Origin of the sequence: Sorangium sp. So ce836 (assembly GCF_028553905.1) — a bacterium.
Classification (GTDB): domain Bacteria; phylum Myxococcota_A; class Polyangia; order Polyangiales; family Polyangiaceae; genus Sorangium; species Sorangium cellulosum_D.
Genome location: NZ_CP102233.1, coordinates 3,168,689 through 3,190,448 on the forward strand (window position 1 = coordinate 3,168,689; position 21,760 = coordinate 3,190,448).

Annotated in this window: 19 protein-coding genes; 16 read left to right on the forward strand and 3 right to left on the reverse strand. The window is 72.0% G+C overall.

All coding sequences use genetic code 11. The features are described from left to right. Window positions 1-6: 6 nt before the first annotated feature. Window positions 7-798: an OmpA family protein gene (locus NQZ70_RS11535; RefSeq protein WP_129574267.1), complete on the reverse strand. Its 792-nt coding sequence runs from the start codon at window positions 796-798 to the stop codon at window positions 7-9. Window positions 799-1,026: 228 nt separating this feature from the next. Here NQZ70_RS11535 and NQZ70_RS11540 point away from each other — a divergent pair, with 228 nt between their 5' ends. The 4 genes from NQZ70_RS11540 to NQZ70_RS11555 all read left to right on the forward strand — a co-directional run bounded on the left by NQZ70_RS11540 (window position 1,027) and on the right by NQZ70_RS11555 (window position 5,694). Continuing rightward, a complete protein-coding gene (locus NQZ70_RS11540; RefSeq protein ID WP_129574268.1) occupies window positions 1,027-2,439 on the forward strand; it encodes an L-serine ammonia-lyase in 1,413 nt (470 codons plus the stop codon). 189 nt (window positions 2,440-2,628) lie between these two features. Further along, window positions 2,629-3,978: a PHB depolymerase family esterase gene (locus NQZ70_RS11545; protein WP_129574269.1), complete on the forward strand. Its 1,350-nt coding sequence runs from the start codon at window positions 2,629-2,631 to the stop codon at window positions 3,976-3,978. Window positions 3,979-4,453: 475 nt separating this feature from the next. Next, window positions 4,454-4,864 carry a hypothetical protein gene (locus NQZ70_RS11550; protein WP_237245234.1) on the forward strand — a complete coding sequence of 137 codons (411 nt, stop codon included), beginning with the start codon at window positions 4,454-4,456 and terminating at the stop codon, window positions 4,862-4,864. A gap of 53 nt (window positions 4,865-4,917) precedes the next feature. Continuing rightward, window positions 4,918-5,694 (forward strand): trans-aconitate 2-methyltransferase, encoded by a 777-nt coding sequence (locus NQZ70_RS11555; RefSeq protein WP_237245235.1) that lies wholly within the window; start codon window positions 4,918-4,920, stop codon window positions 5,692-5,694. 111 nt (window positions 5,695-5,805) lie between these two features. Here NQZ70_RS11555 and NQZ70_RS11560 read toward each other — a convergent pair whose 3' ends face one another. After that, on the reverse strand, window positions 5,806-6,963 hold the full coding sequence (locus NQZ70_RS11560) for a cobalamin-independent methionine synthase II family protein (RefSeq protein ID WP_129574271.1): 1,158 nt from the start codon (window positions 6,961-6,963) through the stop codon (window positions 5,806-5,808). A gap of 643 nt (window positions 6,964-7,606) precedes the next feature. On the opposite strand from NQZ70_RS11560, the gene NQZ70_RS11565 reads away from it, so the two are divergent. The 5 genes from NQZ70_RS11565 to NQZ70_RS11585 all read left to right on the forward strand — a co-directional run bounded on the left by NQZ70_RS11565 (window position 7,607) and on the right by NQZ70_RS11585 (window position 12,667). After that, window positions 7,607-8,986: an MFS transporter gene (locus NQZ70_RS11565; RefSeq protein ID WP_129574272.1), complete on the forward strand. Its 1,380-nt coding sequence runs from the start codon at window positions 7,607-7,609 to the stop codon at window positions 8,984-8,986. A 66-nt stretch (window positions 8,987-9,052) separates the two neighbouring features. Then, on the forward strand, window positions 9,053-9,607 hold the full coding sequence (locus NQZ70_RS11570) for a hypothetical protein (RefSeq protein WP_129574273.1): 555 nt from the start codon (window positions 9,053-9,055) through the stop codon (window positions 9,605-9,607). Between the two features lie 155 nt (window positions 9,608-9,762). Beyond that, window positions 9,763-11,088 (forward strand): L-fuconate dehydratase, encoded by a 1,326-nt coding sequence (locus NQZ70_RS11575; RefSeq protein ID WP_129574274.1) that lies wholly within the window; start codon window positions 9,763-9,765, stop codon window positions 11,086-11,088. A gap of 155 nt (window positions 11,089-11,243) precedes the next feature. Next, a complete protein-coding gene (locus tag NQZ70_RS11580; RefSeq protein ID WP_165373912.1) occupies window positions 11,244-11,396 on the forward strand; it encodes a hypothetical protein in 153 nt (50 codons plus the stop codon). 284 nt (window positions 11,397-11,680) lie between these two features. Then, window positions 11,681-12,667, forward strand: a complete 987-nt coding sequence (locus tag NQZ70_RS11585; RefSeq protein WP_129574275.1) for an alpha/beta fold hydrolase — start codon at window positions 11,681-11,683, stop codon at window positions 12,665-12,667. Between the two features lie 14 nt (window positions 12,668-12,681). Here NQZ70_RS11585 and NQZ70_RS11590 read toward each other — a convergent pair whose 3' ends face one another. After that, complete coding sequence (locus tag NQZ70_RS11590; protein WP_129574276.1) at window positions 12,682-13,335, reverse strand: TetR/AcrR family transcriptional regulator; 654 nt, start codon at window positions 13,333-13,335, stop codon at window positions 12,682-12,684. Between the two features lie 294 nt (window positions 13,336-13,629). Between NQZ70_RS11590 and NQZ70_RS11595 the strand changes: the two genes are divergently transcribed. The 7 genes from NQZ70_RS11595 to NQZ70_RS11625 all read left to right on the forward strand — a co-directional run bounded on the left by NQZ70_RS11595 (window position 13,630) and on the right by NQZ70_RS11625 (window position 21,724). Next, window positions 13,630-14,268, forward strand: a complete 639-nt coding sequence (locus NQZ70_RS11595; protein WP_129574277.1) for an ABC transporter permease — start codon at window positions 13,630-13,632, stop codon at window positions 14,266-14,268. A gap of 320 nt (window positions 14,269-14,588) precedes the next feature. Beyond that, complete coding sequence (locus tag NQZ70_RS11600; RefSeq protein WP_129574278.1) at window positions 14,589-15,977, forward strand: cytochrome P450; 1,389 nt, start codon at window positions 14,589-14,591, stop codon at window positions 15,975-15,977. Window positions 15,978-16,190: 213 nt separating this feature from the next. Continuing rightward, window positions 16,191-17,114: a Rieske 2Fe-2S domain-containing protein gene (locus tag NQZ70_RS11605; protein WP_129574279.1), complete on the forward strand. Its 924-nt coding sequence runs from the start codon at window positions 16,191-16,193 to the stop codon at window positions 17,112-17,114. Next, a complete protein-coding gene (locus NQZ70_RS11610; RefSeq protein ID WP_129574280.1) occupies window positions 17,093-18,496 on the forward strand; it encodes a DUF692 domain-containing protein in 1,404 nt (467 codons plus the stop codon). Before NQZ70_RS11605 ends, NQZ70_RS11610 begins: the two co-directional genes overlap by 22 nt. 3 nt (window positions 18,497-18,499) lie before the next feature. Beyond that, entirely contained in the window at window positions 18,500-19,246 is a 747-nt protein-coding gene (locus tag NQZ70_RS11615) for a nucleotidyltransferase domain-containing protein (RefSeq protein WP_129574281.1), read from the forward strand. After that, the gene (locus NQZ70_RS11620; protein ID WP_237245236.1) at window positions 19,243-20,301 is read left to right on the forward strand and encodes a hypothetical protein; all 1,059 of its coding nucleotides are present in this window, start codon (window positions 19,243-19,245) and stop codon (window positions 20,299-20,301) included. Before NQZ70_RS11615 ends, NQZ70_RS11620 begins: the two co-directional genes overlap by 4 nt. After that, window positions 20,258-21,724 (forward strand): hypothetical protein, encoded by a 1,467-nt coding sequence (locus tag NQZ70_RS11625; RefSeq protein ID WP_129574282.1) that lies wholly within the window; start codon window positions 20,258-20,260, stop codon window positions 21,722-21,724. Before NQZ70_RS11620 ends, NQZ70_RS11625 begins: the two co-directional genes overlap by 44 nt. The last annotated feature ends 36 nt before the right edge of the window (window positions 21,725-21,760 follow it).

Here is a 21,760-nt window from a genome sequence, read left to right on the forward strand (position 1 = left end):
CTCGCCTCAGAGCGCCTTCCAGGACGCCTCGCCGGACGGCAGCCGCGGCGGCTCGACCGACAGGATGTAGTCGACGCGGCGGTTGCGCGGCTCGTCCACCTGGTCCGCGGTCTTCACGAGCGGCGCCGACTCGCCGAGCCCCTCGAACGCGACCGGGAGCTTCAGGCCGCGGCCCTTGAACCAGGCGGCGATCGCGCGCGCGCGCCGCCGCGACAGGGCGAGGTTGTGCTCCTCGCTGCCGACGGTGTCGGTGTGGCCGACGATGAACAGGGTGATCTTGCCGAGCTCGCTGGTCTTCGCGACGACCTCCGAGATCTTCTGGAGGCTCGCCTCCAGCTTGGGCACCTCGGGCGCCCGGATGACATCGGAGTTGGTCTCGAACTGCACCTCTTCGTGGGGGATGCTCACGTTCCAGGGGAGGATCGCGACCCCCGCCCAGTAGCCCTGGGTGTCGTGGCCGTACACCTCGATGCGCGCGACGGTCTCGTCGCTCGATGGCGTCCAGGTCACGGTGAGCGGCGTGCCGGCCGCGGCCCCGCCGAACGGCTTCTCTTCCTCGGCGAGGACGGCGCCCGACTGGCCGACGACCTTGATGCGCACCTTGGCGGCGGCGCGCGACAGCTTGACCTCGATCTGGCGGCCCTTGAGGTCCACCTTGGACCGGTCGATCGTCACCTCGAGCGCCGGCGGCCTGGGGGCCTTGTCGCCCTGCGCGGGCGCGGGGGCCGGGCCGTCGCCTCGAGCGGCGGCGGGGGCGAGCAGCGAGGCGGCGAGGAGCAGGGCCGGGAGATGGCGCATGGGGACCTCATCTCGGAGGGTGAGGGAAGTGAGGAAGACGGGCCGAGTATACCACCGGGACGCGGGCGCCGCGCCGGCGGGCGTCCGGCGCGCCGCGCGATTTTGCCGCGTCCCCCGGCGCGCTTCTCCGCGCCGCGCCGGGCGGCGGTGGCGGTGGCCGGCGCGATCTCGTAGTGTCGGCGGGCGTCGAGCGGCGCCCCTGCGAGGCTCTCCGGCGCACCAGCGCACATGGCAGTCACCATTTTCGATCTCTTCAAGATCGGCATCGGGCCGAGCAGCTCGCACACGGTCGGGCCGATGCGCGCGGCGCGGATGTTCGCGATGGATCTCGACGCGTCGGGCCTGCTCGACCGCACCGCGGCGGTCCGGGTGGAGCTGTTCGGCTCGCTCGGCGCCACGGGCCGCGGCCACGGCAGCGACAAGGCCGTGCTCCTCGGGCTCATGGGCGAGACGCCGGACGGCGTGGACGTCGAGCGCGCGGGCGAGATCGTCGAGGGCGTGCGCCGGAGCGGCCGGCTGTCGCTGCTCGCCCGGCACGAGATCGGCTTCGAGGTGAAGGGGCATCTGGCCTTCTTGCACCGGAGCTTGCCTTTCCATCCGAACGGCATGCGTTTCACGGCGCTGGACCAGGGCGGCGCCCCGCTGCGCGTGCGGGTGTATTATTCGGTGGGCGGCGGCTTCGTGGTGAACGAGGCCGCGGCGAAGGGGGAGAATCCGATCGGGGAGGACGCGACGCCGCTCCCGTATCCGTTCCACAGCGCCGCGGAGCTGCTCGCGGCGTGCGCGGCCGGGGGCCTGTCGATCAGCCAGGTCATGCTGGAGAACGAGAAGGTCTTCCGTCCGGAGGCGGAGATCCGGGCGGGCCTCTTGCGGATCTGGGCGGTGATGCAGGAGTGCGTGCGGCGCGGCTTCCGGGCAGAGGGCGTGTTGCCGGGCGGCCTCAAGGTGGCGCGCCGCGCGCCGGCGCTGTACCGCAAGCTCATCGAGAGCCCCGAGGCGGGCCTCCGGGATCCGCTGACGGCGATGGACTGGGTGAGCCTCTACGCGCTCGCCGTGAGCGAGGAGAACGCCGCCGGGGGCCGCGTCGTGACGGCGCCGACCAACGGCGCGGCGGGGATCATCCCGGCGGTCCTGCACTATTACCGGCGCTTCGTGCCGACGTCGACGGACGAGGGGGTGATCCGGTTCTTGCTGACGGCGGGCGCGATCGGCCTTCTTTACAAGGAGAACGCGTCGATCAGCGGCGCGGAGGTGGGGTGTCAGGGCGAGGTGGGCTCCGCGTGCTCGATGGCCGCGGGCGCGCTGGCCGAGGGGCTGGGCGGCACGCCGGCGCAGGTGGAGAACGCGGCGGAGATCGCGATGGAGCACAACCTCGGGCTCACGTGCGATCCGGTGGGCGGGCTCGTCCAGGTGCCGTGCATCGAGCGCAACGCGATGGCCGCGATCAAGGCGATCAGCGCCGCGCGCATGGCGCTGCACGGCGACGGGGCGCATTTCGTGAGCCTCGACAAGGTGATCAAGACGATGCGCGACACGGGCGCGGACATGGAGTCGAAGTACAAGGAGACGGCGCGCGGCGGCCTCGCGGTGAACGTGGTCGAGGTGCCGGTGGAGGTCGGGGTCCACCTGCCGGAGTGCTAGAGTCCGGCGTCGGCGGATCTCGCCCTTCTGCGATGCTGTAATGTTCTGCGGCTCGGAGTGGCTTGATTCAACTTTTGCCGGACAGGAAGAACTCGAAGCGCGGCTTGCGCCGGAGTTCTGCGGTCGACTAGCATCCACGCGGCAAGCGCGCGCCATCGTCGGCGACGCCAGCGCAAGAGGTGCTCGGACATGCGTCGATTTCAGGATCGCGTCCTCGTGGCCGCGTCGATGTCTCTGGGGCTGCTCGCGGCCGTGCCAGCGCGCGCGGCGTCCGTGGTGAAGGTGGACCGGGCGACGTGGAAAGCGAGCGGCGTGCCGGACTACGTCAACATGAACATCTATGTCCCGGACCGGCTGGCGGACAATCCACCCATCGTGGTGGCCTGCCACTCGTGCAGCACGCCGGTGAGCGGGTTCTTCAACAGCATCTCGGGGGTCCGCGCGGGGGCCGACCGGAACGGCTTCATCATCGTCCTCCCGGAGGCCACCGGCCGGAACTGTTGGGACGTGGGCTCGACGAAGTCCCTGACCCACGACGGCGGCGGCGACACGCAGGCCGTCGCTCAGATGGTGAAATACACGCTCGAGAAGTACGGCGGCGACCCGAAGCGCGTCTACGTGATGGGCGGCTCCTCCGGAGCGATGATGACCCAGGCCATGCTGGCCGTGTACCCGGACATCTTCAGGGCCGGCGCGGCGAGGGCGGGGGTGCCGGCTGGGTGCTGGGCCGACGGCTTCGACCCGAGCAACCAGTGGAGCGGCAACTGCGCGGGGGGCAGGACGAGCAAGACGGCGGCGCAATGGGGAGACCAGGTCCGCGCGATGTATCCTGGCTACACGGGACATCGCCCGCGCCTTCAGATCTTCCACGGCACGGCGGACGCGACGATCAACTACAAGAACCAGGGCGAGGCGATCAAGGAGTGGACGAACGTCCTGGGGTTGAGCGAGGCCCCGGCCTCGACCGACAGCACGACCTCGAACGGAACCACCTATGAGCGCCAGTTCTGGAAGGACGAGTGTGGCTACACGGTGTTCGAGGCCTGGTCAGGGAAGGACGGCGCGCACTCCATGCCGTACGAGGCCGACGCCATCCTCGCGTTCTTCGGTCTCGATGAGGCCGGCGGGGCCGATCCGGAGCCCGCTTGTCCGGGGCCTGACGGCGGCGGCGGCATGGGCGGCGCGGGCGGCGCGGGCGGCGCGGGCGGCTCGGTCAGCTCCGGCGGCGGCACCGGACCGGCTGCGGGGAGCACCACCGGCGGGGGCGCGGGCGTCGGCACCGGCGGGCAGCCCGCCGGCAGTGGTCCGGGCGGCGGCGGTCCGGGCGGCGGCGGTCCGGGCGGCGGCACGGGCGGTAGCTCCTCGACCGGCGTTGCGGGCAGCGACGACCCCGGCGCGGGCCCGGACCCCGCATCCGAATCGGGCGGATGCGCCTATGTCGCCGGCGATGCGAAGCCGATGAGCTCGATCGCGGCGGCCGTCGCCGTCGGCCTCGCGCTGCTCACGTTCCGCCGCCGGCAGCGAAGCGCCGGGCGCTGACTCGCGGCTTCGCGCCTACCTGACGGGCCCGGTCAACCGCGTGCTCCCCGGAGGCGGCTTCCACACGCCCCTCATGCCGTACCTGCTCTCCTCCAGCCGTGACGCCGTCTCGTACCACCCCACCGACCATCGGGGCGACTACGGGGGCGGCGTGCGGTGCGCGCGCGCGCCGTGAGCCCGCGGCGCGCGCCGCGAGCGTGACATGTCACGCCTCGGACCGTGACATGTCACGCCTCGGACCGTGACATGTCACGGTGGCTCGCCCCGCGCAGAGCGCGAGCCCTCGGCCCGCGCGCGCCGCGACGCGCCCGGTTCGGCCGGAGTTGCCGCGCCGGCGCGGTCCATCGGAGGGCGCGCCAGGCGGCATGTGCCTTGCTCATCCGGGCGTCGGCTCGCAACACACAAGCGCGGGATCGCCGCGCCATCACCCGGGGAACGGAGCATCATGATGTCTGCGCCGATACCGATGACGACCATGAACCTCCTCGCGAGGTCCGTCGCTGCAGAGGAGCGGCTCGACGAGGCGGTCGTCTGCGCCAACGTGCCGAGCCCGCTGTCCGCGGTCGCATTTCATCAGGATGTCGAGTGCATCCGGCGGTTCTTCGCCGCGGGGTTCCCGGTCCACCTGGCGGTCCATCGCGTGGACGGCGCCGAGCCGGCGCGCCGGGACTACACCGCGCTGCACACCCACGATGTCCCGGAGATCAACCTGATCCTCCCCGACCCCACAGGCCTGGAGTACCGCATCGAGCTCGGCTCCACCGCCCACCACGTCACGAGCAGCACGAGCATCTGGATCCCGCCGGGCGTCCCGCACTCCGCCAACGTGGTCCAGGGCTCTGGCTATCTCGTCACCGTGCGCCTCGATCGCGGGGTTGCGACATGAGCTGCGGTCTTCCTCGCAACCTCGACGCCGACGCCGACGCGACCATGCCAGCCATGACCATGTCCCACGCCGCGCAGGCCTACCGGAGAGGGAGCCTCTGGCAGAAGGGGCGCGGCGAGCGCCTCATCGAGCTCGCCGGCGTGAGGCGGGGTGAGCTCGTGCTCGACCTCGGCTGCGGCACGGGCGGCCTCACGCAGCAGCTCGCCGAGCTCGTCGGCCCCGGCGGGCGCGTCGTCGGGATCGATCCGGACGTGGCGCGGATCGCGCTCGCCCGGGACACCGCGGCCGCGCCCAACGTGGAGTTCCAGGTGGGCACGGCCGAGACCCTCGGCGACATCGCCCGGGACCGCGCCTTCGACCTCGTCTTCTCGAACTTCGTGTTCCACTGGATCCGCGACAAGCGGGCGGTCCTCCGCCAGCTGCGCGGCTTGCTCCACCCCGCCGGGCGCATCGTCGTCCAGTGCGTCTCGTCGCTCCCCGTGCTCGTCGGGGAGCTCTCGCAGCTCGCGGACCCGTCGGGGGAGACGATCCTCCGGGACTTCGCCTTCGAGGACGCCTCGGCGCTCGCGCACCACGTCGAGGGCGCCGGGTTGCAGCTGATCCGCCTGGAGGAGCAGCAGGGGACGCACGTGTATCCGACGCTGGACGCGCTGCTCACCTGGTGGCGGGCGACGACCCACGACCGCTTCGATCCACGGGCGATCGAGCCCGCAGCGCTCGCGCGGTTCGCCGAGCAGCATGGCCAAGGCGGCGCGTTCCTGGTGCACGAGACGTTCTGCTGGTTCGAGGCGCAAATCGCCCCGGCGCACGCGTGGAGACGCCGCGGCTGACCCGGCGCCCCCTCCGCGGCGGCTCCCTCGCCCCGCGGCCGTTCATCGACCCTCCGCCGCGCGCCGCGCTCAGCCCGTCACGCCTTGCGCCGGCGCGCCGCGCTCAGCCCGTCACGCCTTGCGCCCCCACAGCTCCTCGGTGGCGAGCCGCGCGCCCTGCGCGAGGGACTCGAACTTCGCCCACATCACCGACGGGTGGACGCGCTGGATGTGGTCGGCCTGGGCAAACCCGCAGTCCGACCCGGCGATGACGTTCTCGCGGCCCACGATGTTGGCGAACCGCACGATGCGATCGGCGACCACCTGCGGGTGCTCGACCGTCGTGATGTGATGGGTGATCACGCCGGGAATGAGGATCTTCCCCGGCGGCAGCTTCACCTTCTGCCACACGCGCCACTCGTGCTCGTGCCGCGGGTTCGCCGCCTCGATCGAGTACGCGCCCGCGCGGACGCGGAGGATGAGGTCCACGATGTCCTCCAGCGGCGCGTCGGACATGTGCGGCAGGTGCCAGCTGCCGAAGCACACGTGATAGCGGACGCGATCCTCCGGAATGTCGCGGAGCGCGTGGTTGAGCGCCTCCACGCGCAGCTCGGCCCACTTGCGGTACGCCTGCGGGCTCTGCTGCACGAGGTGGTCATACATGTTCGCGAGCACCGCGTCGTCCACCTGGACGACCAGGCCCGCCTCGGAGATGGCCAGGTACTCCTCGCGCAGCGCCTCGGCGAGGGCGAAGATGTACTCGCGCTCGCTCCCGTAGAACTCGTTCAGGCCGTTGAACACGGCGCTCCCTGGCGCGACGACCGTGAGGAACCCCTCCGCGACGTTCACGCCGGCGAGCGCGGCCTTCAGGTTGTCGACATCCCGCTGCACGTCGCCCGGACGGTAGCGGAGGGCGCTCGTACAGACGTGCTGCATGAGGGTGCCGGGGTTGTCCTTGAACTCGAGATCGACGACTTCCTTGAAGCGGTCCTTGTCACGCCCGAGCCAGTCGCGCGGGCTCTTGCCGCCAGGCCGGAGCTCGAAGCCCGACACGCGCTCGAGCACGTAGTTCGCCCAGCTCGATTTGCCGTACTCTCCATCGTTCACGATGTCGATCCCGGCCGCCGCCTGCCTGCTGACCACCGCGGCGACCGACTGGCGCAGCAGCCTGGCGTAGGCCTCCGGGTCCTTCGGCGGGCCGAGGCGCTGGCTCGCCATCTCGAGCATCGCCGCCGGCCGCGCGATGCTGCCGACGTGGGTGGTGAGAATCCGGTCTTCGCTGCGTCTCATGACCCTCTTGGCTCCAACGATTCCGGTCGTCCACGACCTCGAACGAGCCCTCGCTCGCCCTCCGAAGCGCGATGAGGGCGCCCCCGGCACGCCCCGGCGCGATCGTTCGGCAACGCCAGCTCTCACCCAGGGTCGGGCTCGCTCACGTGGCAATCGAGGTTGTCTCCGCTGGAAACCCGAAGCGCCTGGGGCGAACGAACCGGATTTCCTCCTCCCCGACCCCTAACACGCGCCCAGCTCGCGGCGCAACGGCCAAAGGCGCCCGTCCACACCTCGATGACACCCCCTTTCCGGCTCCTGTCCTGAGTCCATCTTTCGCGCTCCTTCCGGGGTGAACTCAAGCGAATTTTTCAATGGGCGAGGGGCCCTCCTGTCCCCTGTTACGATGGGCTCGCACAGATACAGCAGGTCCTCGGCGCGCGGGTCGGCGGGGCGCGCCTTGACACGCTGCGTGCGCCGCTGAGCGCGGCGAGCTGCCTCGGCGCGAGCGCCGCGACGGATCAGCGCGGCTCGACGGGAGCTCACCGATGCTTCGGGGGCGCGCGCCCCTGCCCGGCGGGCGCGGCGCCGGGCGATGGACGCGCCAGGCCAGGTCGAGTAGTGAGGGGCAACCCCCTTCGCGTCGCGCCGAGCAGCAGGCCAGATGGACAAGAACGAGATCGAGATCATTTCGCTCATCGATTCGGCGAAGTTCATCGGCCTGCCGCTCGCGATAACCGTGCTCACCGTCATCATCATGCTGGTCGACGGCTTCGACCTGCAGGCGATGGCGTTCGTGGCGCCCGAGGTCCTGAAGGAGTGGGGGATCGCCCGTGCGGCGCTGACGCCGGCCCTGACGGGCAGCATGGTCGGCATGGCCATCGGCTCGGTGGCGCTCGGCTGGGCCGGCGATCGCATCGGGCGCAGGAATTCGTACATCGCCTGCATGGCGTTCCTGGCCCTCGGGTCGTTCTTCTGCGCCCACGCCGGCTCGCTCACAGGCCTCACGATCTGGCGCGTGGTGACGGGGATCGGGCTCGGCGGGGTGACGCCGCTCGCGGCCGCCATGATCTCCGAATGGACCCCGAGGCACGCCCGCAGCGTCGCCGTGGCGTGCGCCATGGTGGCCGTGCCCCTCGGCGGCATGCTCGGGGCGGGGGTCGCTCAGCGGGTCATCCCGATGTACGGCTGGCGCGGTGTGTTCTGGATCGGCGCGGCGCTGCCGCTCGTGCTCTTCGTCGCGGCGATGTTCCTGCTGCCCGAGTCGCCCAAGTACCTCGCGCAGCGCCCCCACCTGCACGGCCGCCTCGCGAAGCTGCTGAACCGCCTGTTCCGCGAGCGCCGCTTCACCGGCGACGAGCGCTTCGTGGTGGCCGAGCCGCCGCCGCCGCCCGAGAGCTGGCTCGCCGCGCTGCTCGGCGCCACGTACCGCTCCACCACGCTGCTGCTCTGGGCCGCGTTCGCGCTGAACACGCTCGCGCTGTTCTCGTGCGTGAACCTGCTGCCCACGGTGCTGTCGTTCACGGGCATGAGCACCGCGGAGTCGCTGCAGGGCTCGAAGTTCTTCAATTTCGGCGGGTTCTTCGGCGCGGTGGGCGGCGCCGTGATGATCGGCTGGTGGGGCTCGCGCCGCGTGGGCGCGGCGCTCTCGACGGTCGGCGCCGTCGCCACGTTCCTCATCGGCACGACCATCCTCGATAGCGGGGGCGCCCTCGACGGCCGGTCGCTCGCGCTGCTCACGCTCGCGGGCATGGCGATGAACGGCATGCAGAGCTTCCTCTACACCGTGGGCGCGCACTCCTATCCCACGTATATCCGCGCGTCCGGCGTGGGCTGCGCGCAGACGGTGTCTCGCGCCGGCGGCCTCCTCGGCACGGTGGCCGGCGGCTCGTTCTTCGCGCTCGAGCCGCAGCCGCCCGTGAGCTACTTCTTCTACGCCGTGGCCGTCGCCGTCGCGCTGGTGGTCGTGAGCTTCGCCTCGCTCCGCACGCACATCCCGGGACGGAAGAGGAGCGCTTCGCCGCAGGCCCAAGGGGGTGGGTGAGCAGGGCGGGGGGCCGCGACGCGGGGTGACCTCCGCGCGCCTCGCGGCACCGAGAGCGGAGCCCAAGTGCCCCGTTGTGCTCCTCATGGAATCTCCTATGCTCTGACCATGCAATGGAAACAGCGATTGCTTGTTCTTGGGCTCGTGAGCTCTCTCGGCTGTGCCATCGGCGACTCGGCGTCGCGTACCGGCGGCGCCGGCGGTGCGGGGGGCCGGGACGTCTCGGACGGCGCCGGAGGCTCGGGCGGTACGGGGGGCCGGGACGATCTCTGGGGCTCGGGCATCGGTGGGTTCGTCGTTTCCGACTGGGATTACAAGCCTATCCCGCTCGATGGCCGCCCGGCCTGCGAGGAGCGCCCGGTGTTCTGCGAAGATTCAGGCATCTCCGCCGAGGTGGCGGCGAAGCGCGTGGTGGAGATCGGCAACGCTTGTCGCGTCCCGAATTTCCCGTGCGGCGACGCGATCGGGGTCCTGTTCGATAGCGTGGGCTGCGCCATCGGAAGCGATGCTTTCAAGCTCGACGAGAAATCGGCGTCCTGCGTCGACAAGGCCCTCACGGAGGAGCGATGGGCTTGCGCCGCGGACCTGTTCGTGATCGGTGGCGGCTGGCTTTGCGAATGACCGGCGCTCGCCTCGACGCGCCGCCCCGGGCGCATGGCCGATCGCCACGGCGATCCCGGCGCCCGCACCGCGCGTGACCGCCCCCCTCGCGCTGCGTCGGCATCTAACCAACGAGGGCCACGCGCGCTGTCCGGCGCGGTCTTCGAAGGGGGCCTATGTCCGTCCGCATCACCGATGTCGTCGCCCGCGATGTCCGCTTTCCGACCTCGCGCTCCCTCGCCGGATCGGACGCCATGAACCCCGAGCCGGACTACTCGGCGGCCTACGTCGTGCTCGAGACCGATGGCCCGGCGCGGCTGGAAGGCCACGGCCTGACCTTCACGATCGGCCGCGGCAACGAGCTCTGCGTGGCGGCCATCGGCGCGCTCCGGCCGTTGGTCGTGGGCAGGCGCCTCGACGAGGTGACGGCCGACATGGGCGCATTCTGGGACGAGATCACCGGCGACAGCCAGCTCCGCTGGATCGGCCCGGAGAAGGGGGTCATCCACCTGGCGACGGCGGCGATCGTCAACGCCGCCTGGGATCTGCGGGCGAAAGCGGCGGGCAAGCCGCTCTGGAAGCTGCTCGTGGACATGACCCCCGAGGAGCTCGTCCGCTGCGTCAGCTTCCGCTACATCACGGACGCGCTCGGCCCCGACGAGGCGCTCGAGATCCTCCGCCGGAACGCGCCGACCCGCGGCGCGCGGGAGCAAGACATGCGAGCGCACGGCTTCCCCGCTTACACGACGTCCGTGGGGTGGCTCGGCTACTCCGACGCCAAGCTGCGCCGCCTGTGCCGCGAGGGGCTCGCGCGCGGCTTTTCCCATTTCAAGATCAAGGTCGGCGCGAGCCTCGAGGACGACATCCGCCGGGCGCAGATCATCCGTGAGGAGATCGGGGCGGACCGCAGGCTCATGATGGATGCCAACCAGGTGTGGGACGTGGACCAGGCGATCGCCAGCATGCAGCGCCTCGCCGCGTTCGATCCGTGGTGGATCGAGGAGCCCACGAGCCCCGACGACATCCTCGGCCACGCCGCCATCGCCAGGGCGATCGCGCCGATCGGCGTGGCGACGGGGGAGCACGCCCACAACCGGGTCATGTTCAAGCAGCTGTTCCAGACGGGCGCCATCCGGTTCTGCCAGGTGGATGGCGCCCGGCTGGGCGGGGTCAACGAGGTGCTCGCCGTGCTGCTCATGGCGGCCAAGTTCGGCGTCCCGGTCTGCCCTCACGCCGGCGGGGTCGGCCTGCCGGAGATCATGCAACATCTCTCGCTCTTCGATTACATCTGCGTGAGCGCGTCGCTCGAGGATCGCGTCCTGGAGCACGTCGATCACCTCCACGAGCACTTCGTCGATCCGGTCGTGATCGAGGCTGGCCGCTACAGGCCGCCCAGCGCGGCTGGATGCAGCGTCACCCTGCGGCCCGAGTCGCTCGAGAGGTTCGAGTTCCCGTCCGGGGAGGCGTGGTTGAGGCAACGGCAGGCGTCGGTGATGCCCTGACCGGGCCGGCCGTCCTGCCGGGCGGCGCGGCCTCGCGGTGATCTCCGTCACGAGCGGCCGGGCCCCGCCATCGGCCTTGCGCCGTCCTCCGTCCAGATCGACCATGCGGCCGGAGCAGGGGCGCGCGGCGGGCTCCGCGCGCGCGAGCACGCGGCATGGCGCAGATCACCTTCACGCAGAACCTGGCAAGACACGTGGAATGCCCCGCGCTCGAGGTCGAGGGCGGGACGGCAGGCCATCTCCAGCCATCTCCCGCCGATCTACTGCGTCCGGTTCATGGCCTGACGCCGCGCGGCGATCCGCGTTGATGCGCGTTGATGCGCGTTGATGGCCGACGCGCCCCTCCGGCGCAGCTGGCCAGATCCAGGGCGAGCGCCGGTGTCGGAGATTTGTTTACGTTTCTTTGGTAAAGACCATTTCCATCCTTGCTGCGGCCGCCTGCTCGTGCGCATCTTGCTCGGTGGCGCGCCGGCGAAGGTCGTCACTTCCGACGACCGCTGTCGTCGTGTCGAGAGCTTTCTTTTGGCAGTGGCGGCGCTGAGTCCCGGGGGCAGCCTCGTGCTCGCGCGGCCTGCCGTGGAGATCGAGAGTCATGACCGACAAGAAGCAAGGAGCACCTTCGTCCAGCTCGGACCGTACCCGCCGCCAGGTGCTGAAGCAGGCGGTGGGCCTCGGCGCGGGGCTGGCCGCCGCGAGCCTGCTCGGCGGAGAGGCGTCCGCAGCGCCGCGCCCGCGCCCGCGCATCCGCTCCGGGACCTTCACGACCAGCGATGGGGTCGCGCTCAACTACCTGGAGGCGGGCCGAGGCGAGCCGCTGCTCCTCTTGCCGGGGTGGTCCCAGTCGGCGGCGCTGTACCAGGCCCAGATCCTCGCCTTCGCGCAGCGCTACCACGTCTTCGTGCTCGACTGGCGCGGCCACGGCGAGTCGGAGAAGGTCGATTACGGCTACCGCATGGCGCGCTTCAGCAGGGATCTCTACGAGTTCCTGCGCGGGACGAAGCTCAAGCGCGTCACCGCGCTCGGGCACTCGATGGGGTGCGGCGTGCTCTATAGCTACTGGGACAACTACGGCGGGCAGTACCTGGATCGGCTGATCCTGGTCGACGTGGGCCCGGCGATGACGGTCTGGCCCGACTGGTCCGAGGAGGAGAGGGTCGAGGCGGGGTCCCTGTTCACGCCGCAGTCGCTCTACGACACGGCCGCCGCGCTGCGCGGCCCCGACGGGATCGTCACGACCCAGGGCCTCGTGGCCAGCCTCTTCAGCCCCGGCTATCCGGCGGATCGGCTCGCCGCCGTGGTCGAGGAGAACCTGAAGCTCCCGCGCGAATACGCGGCCAAGCTGCTCGTGGACCAGGCCGCGCAGGACTGGCGGGACGTGATCCCGCGGATCGACGTGCCCACCCTCGTGGTCGGGGGCGAGATCAGCATCTTCAGCCCCATCTCCCAGCAGTGGGTCGCCGACCAGATCCCCGGCGCAGAGCTCATCATCTTCAGCGCCGAGGAGGGGGGCAGCCACTTCATGTGGCTCGAGAACCCCGAGAAGTTCAACGAGGATGTGCTCGATTTCCTCGGCTGCTGAGCCGCGCCCCCCGCTCAGGGGTTGAGGCGCGCGAGCGCGGAGATCATGCGTTCGGCGATGTCGGCGGGCCCGGGAAAGATGCGGGTCACGGCGCGTTGGTGTGCGAGCCCGTGCAGGCCGAGCCACAGCGCGATCGCGTCGGCGGCGGGGTCGGTGCTGGTGGAGCACCCGGCGGCGACGCAGCCGCCGAGGGCGTCGACGAGGATCTTCATCGCTTCCTGGCCGAGCGTGGTCAGGTCCCGCTCGGTCACGGAACTGTCGCCCAGGGTGGGCTTCCAGAGGCCACCGAACATGGTGCGGTAGCGCTCTGGGTGACTCCGGGAGAACTCCAAATAGGCGTTGCAGACGGCGTACAGCCGCTTTCGTGGGTCGTCGCCGCCCTCTTCCACGGCGCATCGCATGCTGCTCTCCAGCTCGGCGAAGGCCTGCTGCACGACGGCCAGCATGATGGCCGGCTGGTCGGGGAAGTGGGGGTAGATCGAGGGGGCGGCGATCCCGACCCGGCGGGCCACCGATCGCAACGTGATGGCGCGTTCGTCGCCGGCCTCGTCCAGCAGTGCGACCGCCGCGGCCACGATGTCGTCGCGCAGGCGGGCGCCCTCTCCGCGGCGGTTGCGGTCGCGGGCCGGTTTCGGTGCGGCCGACGCCGCCGTTCCGCTGTCTCCCATAGTGTTACCTTACACCAAAAAACTTATCGCTGTTAGTCCTCACGGGCGCGGCATGTTAGTAATATTTGTTACAATTTCTCCTGCTCGACGGCGGCGACGCGTGGACCGTAACCCTGCGCGCCGTGCCCCCCGGCCGTGGCCTCGTCGCCGGACGACTTTCTTGCCTGCGTCAGTTGACAATCGTTAGGTGACGGAATTAACCTTACGCATGTAAGTCGATGCCGATGGCGTTTCCGTGTTCCTTTCAACGGCTCGCCGTTCTCGGCTCGCACCCATGACCCGGAGGTTCCCACCATGTTCGCCGCCACCCCGACCGCCGCCCCGACCCTGTTCGCCGCCACCACCGACGCCGTCCCCGCACATCGCGTGGGCGAGGTCGACAACCGCGCGACCTACATCAGCTTCGGACTTGCCTACGCTCTCGGCCACGGCGCCGCCGCGATCTCCAAGGGAGCCAGCCCCCTGCTCGCCTTGCCCGGCTGGGTGCCCACGACGCTCCTGGGAACGGGGCTCGCGGTCGGCACCGTCTACGCCACCCTCGCCGCGACGCGCGCCCAGCGCGGCGCGAGCGGGCCCGACGCCCTGTCCGGCAAGCTGCTCGGCGCTTCGTGGGCCAGCGCCTTCACCGCGCTGTTCCTCGCCATCACCGGTCTGGCGTACACCCTCGACATGCCGGATCTGCAGACCATGCTCTGGCCCACCGGCTCCGGCTTCGTCGTCGGCCTGATCTACCTCGGCGAGGGCGCCGTCCGCCGCAACCTGCTGCACTACGGCCTCGGCACCTGGCTCGCCCTGATCTCCACCGCAGCGCTCTTCCTCGGCGCTCCCGGCCTCTTCTGGGTCCTCGCCATCGCCGGCGGCGGCGGCTACGCCGTCGCCTCGGTCCTCGAGGGCCGTCGCCTGACCGCGCTCGCGAAGCAAGCGCAGCGCTGACACCCCCGCTGTTCCTCGGGAGGAACAGTGTCTCCTCTGGAGAGACAGGGGGGCTCGCCGGCCGCGTGCTCATCTGCGTAGATCAGGGGAGCGATAAGCCTCGTTTTCGGAGCAAACGCGGGAGCCCGTCGACGCACGCTCGGCCCGCCCGCTGCGGCATGACGATTGCTGGTTCTTTCGCCGTACGCTTCAGCGCCTTGATCTTCGCGCACGCGCACCTCGATCGGCATACAGCGGCTCCTTCGCGACCCAGTTGGGATAACCGACGTTGGGCAGCCGACCGAGCTCGTGTAGCCTCCTCCAGGATAGGAGAGCGCGACATGCTCGAAACGATCGATCCTTCGTCCACGGCTGCGTCAACGTCGGTTCGCAAGCCTGCAGCGCGTGCCCGCGGCTATCCGGTGGTAGGGCTGCTCCCGGGGCTGGTGCACGACGCGCCCAGCCTCTTCCTCCAGCTCGCACGGCAGCACCCGGGCGCGCTCATCGAGCTCGATCTCGGCCCCATCCGCGCCTACCTGGCGACGCACCCCGATCAGGCGCAGTACGTCCTCAACGACAACTGGCGCAACTTCACCAAGGAAGGCGGGATGTGGAAGCCCATCCGGAGGCTCATTGGCAACGGCCTCGTCTCGGTCAGCGGCGACGAATGGCTCCGGAACCGCCGCCGCATGCAGCCGCTGTTCGCGCCGCGGCAGCTCGCGGGCCTGGTCGACCTCATGGTCGATATCGTCGAGAGCGATCTGCCGCGGCTCGAGCAGCTGGCGCGCACCGGCGCCGTCGTCGAGGTGGACAGGGAGATGATGCAGCTCACCCAGCGCATCATCCTCGCGACCATGTTCGGCGTCAGCATCACCCCCAGGGAGGCCGATACCCTCGGCGACGCGCTCCTCACCGCCTTCCAGACGCTGAACGCGAGGATATTCCTCTACTTCGTGCCCGACCGCCTGCTCCCGGGCGAGCGCGCCTTCAGGGACGCGCTCGCCAGAATCGACGAGGCGATCCTGCGCCTCGTCAAGGAACGCCGCCGGAGCGGCGAAGAGCGGGACGACCTCCTGTCGCTCCTCCTGCACGCGCGGGACGAGTCCGGCTCCGGGATGGACGACCGACAGCTCCGGGACGAGCTCGTCACCATGTTCATCGCCGGCAACGAGACCACGGCGATCACGATGACCTGGCTCTTCTACCTGCTCGATGGGCACCCCGAGGTCGAGCGCAAGCTCCGCGCGGAGATCGAGCAGGTCCTCGGCGACCGGCGGCCCACGGCCGCCGACCTGGCGAAGATGGAGTACGCGAAGATGGTGATCCAGGAGGCGATGCGCCTCTATCCGCCCTCCTGGCTCCTCCCGCGCGTGGCGAAGGAAGACGACGAGATCTGCGGCTATCCCGTGCGCGCCGGCGCCACCGTCATCGTCAGCCAGTACGTCATGCACCACGACCCCGCCTTCTGGGAGGCCCCCGAGAGGTTCGACCCCGAGCGCTTCACGCCCGAGCGCTCGGCCTCCCGCCCGCGCTACTCGTTCATGCCGTTCGGCGGCGGACCGCGGCAGTGCATCGGCAACCTGTTCGCGATCATGGAGGCGCAGATCCTCCTCGCCGTCCTGCTGCGGCGGCTCCGCACGCGCCTCGTGCCCGGCCGCCCGGTGTCGCCCCAGGCCGTCACCACCCTCCGGCCGCGCCATGCTCTCAAGATGACGCTCCACCCCGCCTGATCGGAGCGCCCGCCGTCCGCGCGGTCCGCTGGAGCGCGGCCGCCCGCTCGGTCGCGCGAGGCCGGCCGGCGTGAGCTCGGAGGTACCTCGGCGCGCCCGGGTCTCGTAAGATGGTGAGCTCATGCCGCGACCGCCGGCACGACTCCGCCCCCACCCCCGGCGCCGCTCGAGCGCACGGGCGAACACGACAGGCTCGGCGCCGAGGAGATCCACGTGAGCGCTCGAATCCCCCTTCCGCCCTTCCCGAAAGGCTGGTTTCAGGTCGCCTCTGCGGAGGAGCTGTCCGCCGGCGTCCCCCTCCCGCTCCGCTGCTTCGGCCAGGACCTGGTGCTGTTCCGGACGCAGGATGGCGAGGCCCGCGTCCTCGACGCCCACTGCCCGCACATGGGCGCCCACCTCGGGGTGGGGGGCCGCGTCGAGCAGCGCGGGATCCGGTGCCCGTTCCATGGATGGGTGATCTCCGGCGAGGGCGCGTGCGTGCACATCCCGTACGCGGACACGATCCCCCCGAAGGCGCGGGTCCGCTGCTGGGAGGTGCGGGAGCTCGACGGCGCCATCCTGGTCCACCACGCGCCCTCGGGCGAGCCTCCGGCGTTCGAGATCCCGCCGCTCCCCGAGGCGCGCTCGGCGGAGTGGTCCCCGGGCATGAACAAGCGCTGGAGGGTCCGGACGCACGTCCAGGAGACGCTCGAGAACATCGTGGATCCGGCCCACTTCGTCGTGGTGCACAGCATGCCGCTGCAGCCCCGGACCGAGCTCGAGATCGACGGCCACAACATCCGCTCCCGATCGGCGGTGAAGCAGAAGGGCCCGGGCGGGCAGGTGGTCGACGGCACGATCACCTGGGAAGGCCACGGCATGGGGTACGGGACGATCCGCTTCACCGGCATCGTCGAGCTCCTCTTCGTGAACACGGTCACCCCGATCGACGAGGAGCTCGTCGACGTGCGCGTCGCCTTCTGGCTGCGCAACGACGGCGCGCAGCGCCTCGGCCACGCCCTCGCCGCCGAGGTGTGCCGGCAGATCGAGGAGGACATCCCGATCTGGGAGAACAAGATCTATCGCCCCCAGCCCGTCCTGTGCGCCGGCGAGAAGACCATCATGACGTTCCGCAAGTGGAGCAGCCAGTTCCTCTGAGCGGCATTGGCGGTGGCGTCGCCGTCGGCGGCGTCGGCGTTGGATTCCGCCCCGAGCTCGCCGCGGATCTGCTCGCCGCGCCCTCGGCCGTGGACTTCGTCGAGGTCGTGGCCGAGGCCTGCTTCGCGAGCCCGGCCGCGCGGCGCGAGGCCTCGGCCATCGCGCGCATCTGGCCGGTGGTGCCCCACGGGGTGAAGCTCTCGCTCGGCAGCGCCGAGGGGGTCGACCTCGATCGCGCCCGCCGCCTCGGGGCGCTCTGCCGCGAGCTCGGGGCCCCGGTCGTGAGCGAGCACGTCGCCTTCGTGCGCGGCGGCGGGCGCGAGATCGGGCACCTCACCGCCCTGCCGTACACGCTCGAGGCGGCCCGCGTCGTCGCGCGGAACGTCGCCGCCGCCCGGCGGGCGCTCCCGGACATCCCGCTCCTGCTCGAGAACGCCGCGCGCACGCTGCGCTTCCCCGACGACGCCCTCGACGAGGGGAGCTTCTACGCCGAGGTCGTCGCCCGCACCGGCTGCGACCTCCTCCTCGACGTCGGCAACGTCTACGCGAACGCCGTCAACGCCGGCGTCGATCCCGGGGCGCTCGCCCGGTCGTACCCGCTCGAGCGCGTGGCGATGATCCACGTCGCCGGCGGCGCCCGCGAGCACGGCTTCTACTTCGACACGCACGCCCACCCCGTGCCCGAGCCGGTCTTCGCCCTCCTCGCCGCGGTCCTCGCGGCCACCGGGCCGGTCCCGATCCTCCTCGAGCGCGACGGCGACTTCCCGCCCTTCGCCGCCCTCGCCGCCGAGCTCGCGACCGCCCGCGCGCTCGCCCGGTCCGCGCCGCCGCGCCGCTCGCCGCCCCCGCCGCGCGCCGCGCCGCCGCCCTCGTCCACCGGCGATCCGCCCGCCGGTGCCGCGGCGCTCGCCGCGGTCCAGGCGCGCGTGGCCGAGCTCCTCACCGCCCCGCGCGAGCCGTCGCCGGCCGACGTCCGGCCGCTCGCGGCCGACGAGGTCGCGCGATCGCGCGCGATCCTCCAGCGCAAGCGGGTCGACGACGCGCTCCCGCTCTTGCCGCGGCTCGCATCGCACCGCGACGCGGCCGCGCGCCTCGGGGCCCGGTGCGTCGAGGCGTCGCCGCGGGCCCCGCGCCTCGCCGCGGTCGCCGACGCGCTCCGGATCGCCGCCGCGGCGGCGGCCGACGAGCGCCTCGCGGCCGAGGCGCTCGTCGATCGCCTGCTCCTCCGCGCCCGCTTCGTCGGGCCGGCGGCCGACGGGGGCGTGCGGCCCAGGCTCCTGCCGTTCATTCGGCGGGAACGGCTGCCCGGAGGTCGGGTAATCTGGGCGATCAAGGGGATGGGCTCGAGCGCCGATGTCCGGCTCGTCGAGCCGCGAAGGTAGCCTATGAAAGACGGATCGAACGCCACGGGGAGCGCGGTCTCCCGCTTGCCGGCGCCGGTGCGGGCGCGGCTCGTCGAGCTCAAGGAGAGCCTGGAGCGGGCGCTCGGCGACCGGCTCGCGTGCCTGCTCGTCTACGGCAGCGCGGCGCGGGGCGGCTACCGCGACGGCCAGAGCGACGTGGACCTGATGGTGGTGCTCGAGGAGGCGTCCCGCGAGAGCCTCGACGCGATCGCCAACGCGCTCCGGCTCGCGCGCTACGCGGCCCGGATCGAGGCGATGATCCTCACGGCGGCCGAGATCCCGCAGGCCGCGGACGTGTTCCCGCTGCTCTACGACGACATCCGCCGGTGCCACGTGCTCCTCTCCGGCCGCGATCCGTTCTCGGCGCTGGTGATCGACGGCAAGAACCGCCGCCTGCGCGTCGAGCAGGAGCTCCGCGAGGCGCAGATCCGGCTCCGGCGCGCGGTGGTGGACGGGATGGGCTCGGACGACGCCCTGCGCGGCGCGGTGCTCCGCAAGGTGAAGCAAATCCGCGGCCCGCTGCACGCCCTGCTCGGCCTGCGCGGCGTCGACGGCGACGACGATCTCGGCACGGTGCTCGCCGGCGCTGGCAAGCTGCTCGGCGTGGACGTCGCCCCGCTGCAGCGGGCCCGCGAGGCGCCGGGCGCGGCCTACGAGGCGCTGGCGGAGCTGCTCGCCCGCGCCGTCGTCGACGTCGATCGGCTCGAGCACGGGGAGGCGGCGCGATGATCCACGAGATCTTCGACTTCTTCCCGTTCAACATCGCGTCGGGGCCGGAGTTCTTGCTGTTCTACTTCGTGCTGTCGTCGTCGGGCCTCTTCTTCGCCGCGCTGGCGCGCAAGGCGCTCGGCGCGTCGCTCGATCGCGCGGCGGCGCAGCCGGGCGGCGCGCCGGCGGCCGCCGCGGCCGCGGCGGGCACGCCCTATCGCTTCCGCGCGCCGCCGCAGCGGCAGCGGCTCTCGGTGGGCTGGATCCCGCAGCCGGACGAGTACTGGGCGATCGCGTATCTCCGGGAAGAGAACAAGGGCGTCGCGGCCACGCTGATCGCGGTCGCGATGGCCGCGGGGTGGCTCGTCCCTGGCGGCGACGGGAAGGGGGAGTCGTTCCAGGTGGCGGGCGGCGCCCCGCCGCGGGACCGGGTGCTCTCGGCGTTCTTCGGCCTGCTCACGTCGCTCCGCGCGGGCGGCGATCCGAGCGCGGCGCTCTCGGTGGCGCAGGTGCGCGCCTCGGCCGAGCGGGTCGCGGCCGACGTCGAGCCGGAGATCCGCGAGGAGCTCGCCGCCGCCGGGATGATCCGGCCGCGGGGGAGGGTGGCGATCCTCTCGGCGGTGGTCTGGGCCGCGGGCGTCGTCCTGCTCGGCGTGGGGCTGATCCGCGTCCTGCGCGCGGAGGAGCTCAACCGGCCGCACACGTTCCTGGTGGTGGAGATGATCGCGCTCCTGTTCGCCACGTGGATCGTGGCGAGGAGCACGAGCGCGTACAGCGCCATGAAGTCGGCCTATCTCGAGTGGATCGAGGACTCGACCGTCTCGCTGCGCGCCGACGTCGCGGGCGGCCGTCGCCGGGAGGCGGTGGACATCGGCTTGACGGTGGCGGCGACCGGCACGGCGGCGCTCGCGATGTCGCCGCTCTTCGGGCCGATGATCTTCGCGATCACCCCGCCGCGCATGGTCTCGACCGAGGGCGGCTCCGGCGGCTCGGGGTGCAGCTCGTCGAGCTGCGGCGGCGGCGGCGGCTGCGGTGGAGGCGGCGGCTGCGGCGGTGGCGGTGGCTGCGGCGGGTGATGCCTGCTTCGAGGTGCTCGACGCCCTCGGCCTGTGCCGGCTGACCCGGCGCACGGGCGACCTCGACGGCGCGGTGCCGCTCCGGGTGGCCAAGGCGTGCGTGCCGCTGCTCGAGGGCAACGCGTTCGGTCATCAGATCACGCTGGCGCTGCCGATCGAGGTGCAGCGGCGCCTCGGGTCGCTCCGCGCCGAGCCTGCGGGCGAGCACCGCGAGGCGCTGCTGCGCGCCCACCGCGCCGCGCTGCCCCGGCTCGTGTCGCAGGGCTTCCTGGCGCCGGACGGGGCGTGGCACCGGGCGCTGCGCGGCGGCGTCGCCTGGACGTGCCGGACGGGGCTGGGGCCGCCGCGCCTGCGGCTGTGGACCGGGCTCCTGGTGCGCCCGGACCCTGGCGTGTGGCTGCGGGTCGCGGGCGCCGCGAACCGCCGCAACGTGCTGATCGAGGTGAGCGAGGCGTACCTCGCCGACGAGCGCGCCTTCGTCCCGCTGGTGCTCGAGCTGCGCGTCCGCGACGAGGCGCCGCGGCGCCTGAGGATCGAGGGCGAGATCGGCTGCCTCGCGCCGGTGCGCCCCGGCGGGCGGATCGAGGCCTGCGCGCTGGCGGACGCGCCCGAGGTGGGGCGGGCGCACGCGGAGTTCTACGACGCGAGGTACTTCGCGGTGAAGAAGGGCGAGGTGACCCGCAAGTACCGGCGCCTCGTAGGCGGCGAGGCCGGCGAGCGGAAGGGGCGCGCGGGCGAAGGGGGCGCGGGCGAGGGGAGCGCGCGAGCGGGAGATGCGGGCGAGGGGAGCGCGCGAGCGGGAGATGCGGGCGAGGGGAGCGCGGGGCCTGCGCGCGTGCGGCTGGTGGTTGCCGGGCCGGCGGCGCCCGAGATCGCCGAGGTGACCGAGGTCACGACCGCGGCCGGGCCGGATCCGGTCCCGTGGCGCGGCGGGGCGCGGCGCCTCGAGTCGCTCGTGGTGAGGAACGCCGTGCCGTTCCGCGCCACGTTCGACGGGCACACGCTCGCCGTCGCGCCGGACGCGCCGCGCCTGGCCGAGGGCGCGGCCGCGGTAGAGCGCGCCTTCGCCGGGGTCTTCGGCGCGGATTTCATCGCCGCGAACCGCGGGGCGCTCTGGTACCTGACGAAGTACTTCACGCCCCACCCGCCGGGCGAGCCGCACTTCTTCGTGAAGCCGTGGGCCTTCACCCGGACGCCGCCGGGCTGGTCGAGCCTGCTCGACGGCGTCCACGGCGACGGCTACGACGTGCTGCGCGGCGTGGTCGCGACCGACGTCTTCTTCGCGACCCCCGCGGTGTTCCACGTGCGCCGGATCGGGGCGCCGATCGAGGTGCCCGAGGGCGCGCCGCTGCTCCGGGTCCTGCCGATCCCGCGCGACCTGCTCCGGGCCGGCTTCCGGGAGGCGCGCTTCCTCGATGCGTGAGCGGCGTGGACGGCGCGGGATGTTGGCTCTATGTGC

What these genes read in the sequence shown, in the direction of transcription:
- NQZ70_RS11535 (WP_129574267.1), bottom strand. Translation starts at nt 798, where the DNA reads ATGCGCCATCTCCCGGCCCTGCTCCTCGCCGCCTCGCTGCTCGCCCCC.
- NQZ70_RS11540 (WP_129574268.1), top strand. Translation starts at nt 1,027, where the DNA reads ATGGCAGTCACCATTTTCGATCTCTTCAAGATCGGCATCGGGCCGAGC.
- NQZ70_RS11545 (WP_129574269.1), top strand. Translation starts at nt 2,629, where the DNA reads ATGCGTCGATTTCAGGATCGCGTCCTCGTGGCCGCGTCGATGTCTCTG.
- NQZ70_RS11550 (WP_237245234.1), top strand. Translation starts at nt 4,454, where the DNA reads ATGAACCTCCTCGCGAGGTCCGTCGCTGCAGAGGAGCGGCTCGACGAG.
- NQZ70_RS11555 (WP_237245235.1), top strand. Translation starts at nt 4,918, where the DNA reads ATGACCATGTCCCACGCCGCGCAGGCCTACCGGAGAGGGAGCCTCTGG.
- NQZ70_RS11560 (WP_129574271.1), bottom strand. Translation starts at nt 6,963, where the DNA reads ATGAGACGCAGCGAAGACCGGATTCTCACCACCCACGTCGGCAGCATC.
- NQZ70_RS11565 (WP_129574272.1), top strand. Translation starts at nt 7,607, where the DNA reads ATGGACAAGAACGAGATCGAGATCATTTCGCTCATCGATTCGGCGAAG.
- NQZ70_RS11575 (WP_129574274.1), top strand. Translation starts at nt 9,763, where the DNA reads ATGTCCGTCCGCATCACCGATGTCGTCGCCCGCGATGTCCGCTTTCCG.
- NQZ70_RS11580 (WP_165373912.1), top strand. Translation starts at nt 11,244, where the DNA reads ATGGCGCAGATCACCTTCACGCAGAACCTGGCAAGACACGTGGAATGC.
- NQZ70_RS11585 (WP_129574275.1), top strand. Translation starts at nt 11,681, where the DNA reads ATGACCGACAAGAAGCAAGGAGCACCTTCGTCCAGCTCGGACCGTACC.
- NQZ70_RS11590 (WP_129574276.1), bottom strand. Translation starts at nt 13,335, where the DNA reads ATGGGAGACAGCGGAACGGCGGCGTCGGCCGCACCGAAACCGGCCCGC.
- NQZ70_RS11595 (WP_129574277.1), top strand. Translation starts at nt 13,630, where the DNA reads ATGTTCGCCGCCACCCCGACCGCCGCCCCGACCCTGTTCGCCGCCACC.
- NQZ70_RS11600 (WP_129574278.1), top strand. Translation starts at nt 14,589, where the DNA reads ATGCTCGAAACGATCGATCCTTCGTCCACGGCTGCGTCAACGTCGGTT.
- NQZ70_RS11615 (WP_129574281.1), top strand. Translation starts at nt 18,500, where the DNA reads ATGAAAGACGGATCGAACGCCACGGGGAGCGCGGTCTCCCGCTTGCCG.
- NQZ70_RS11620 (WP_237245236.1), top strand. Translation starts at nt 19,243, where the DNA reads ATGATCCACGAGATCTTCGACTTCTTCCCGTTCAACATCGCGTCGGGG.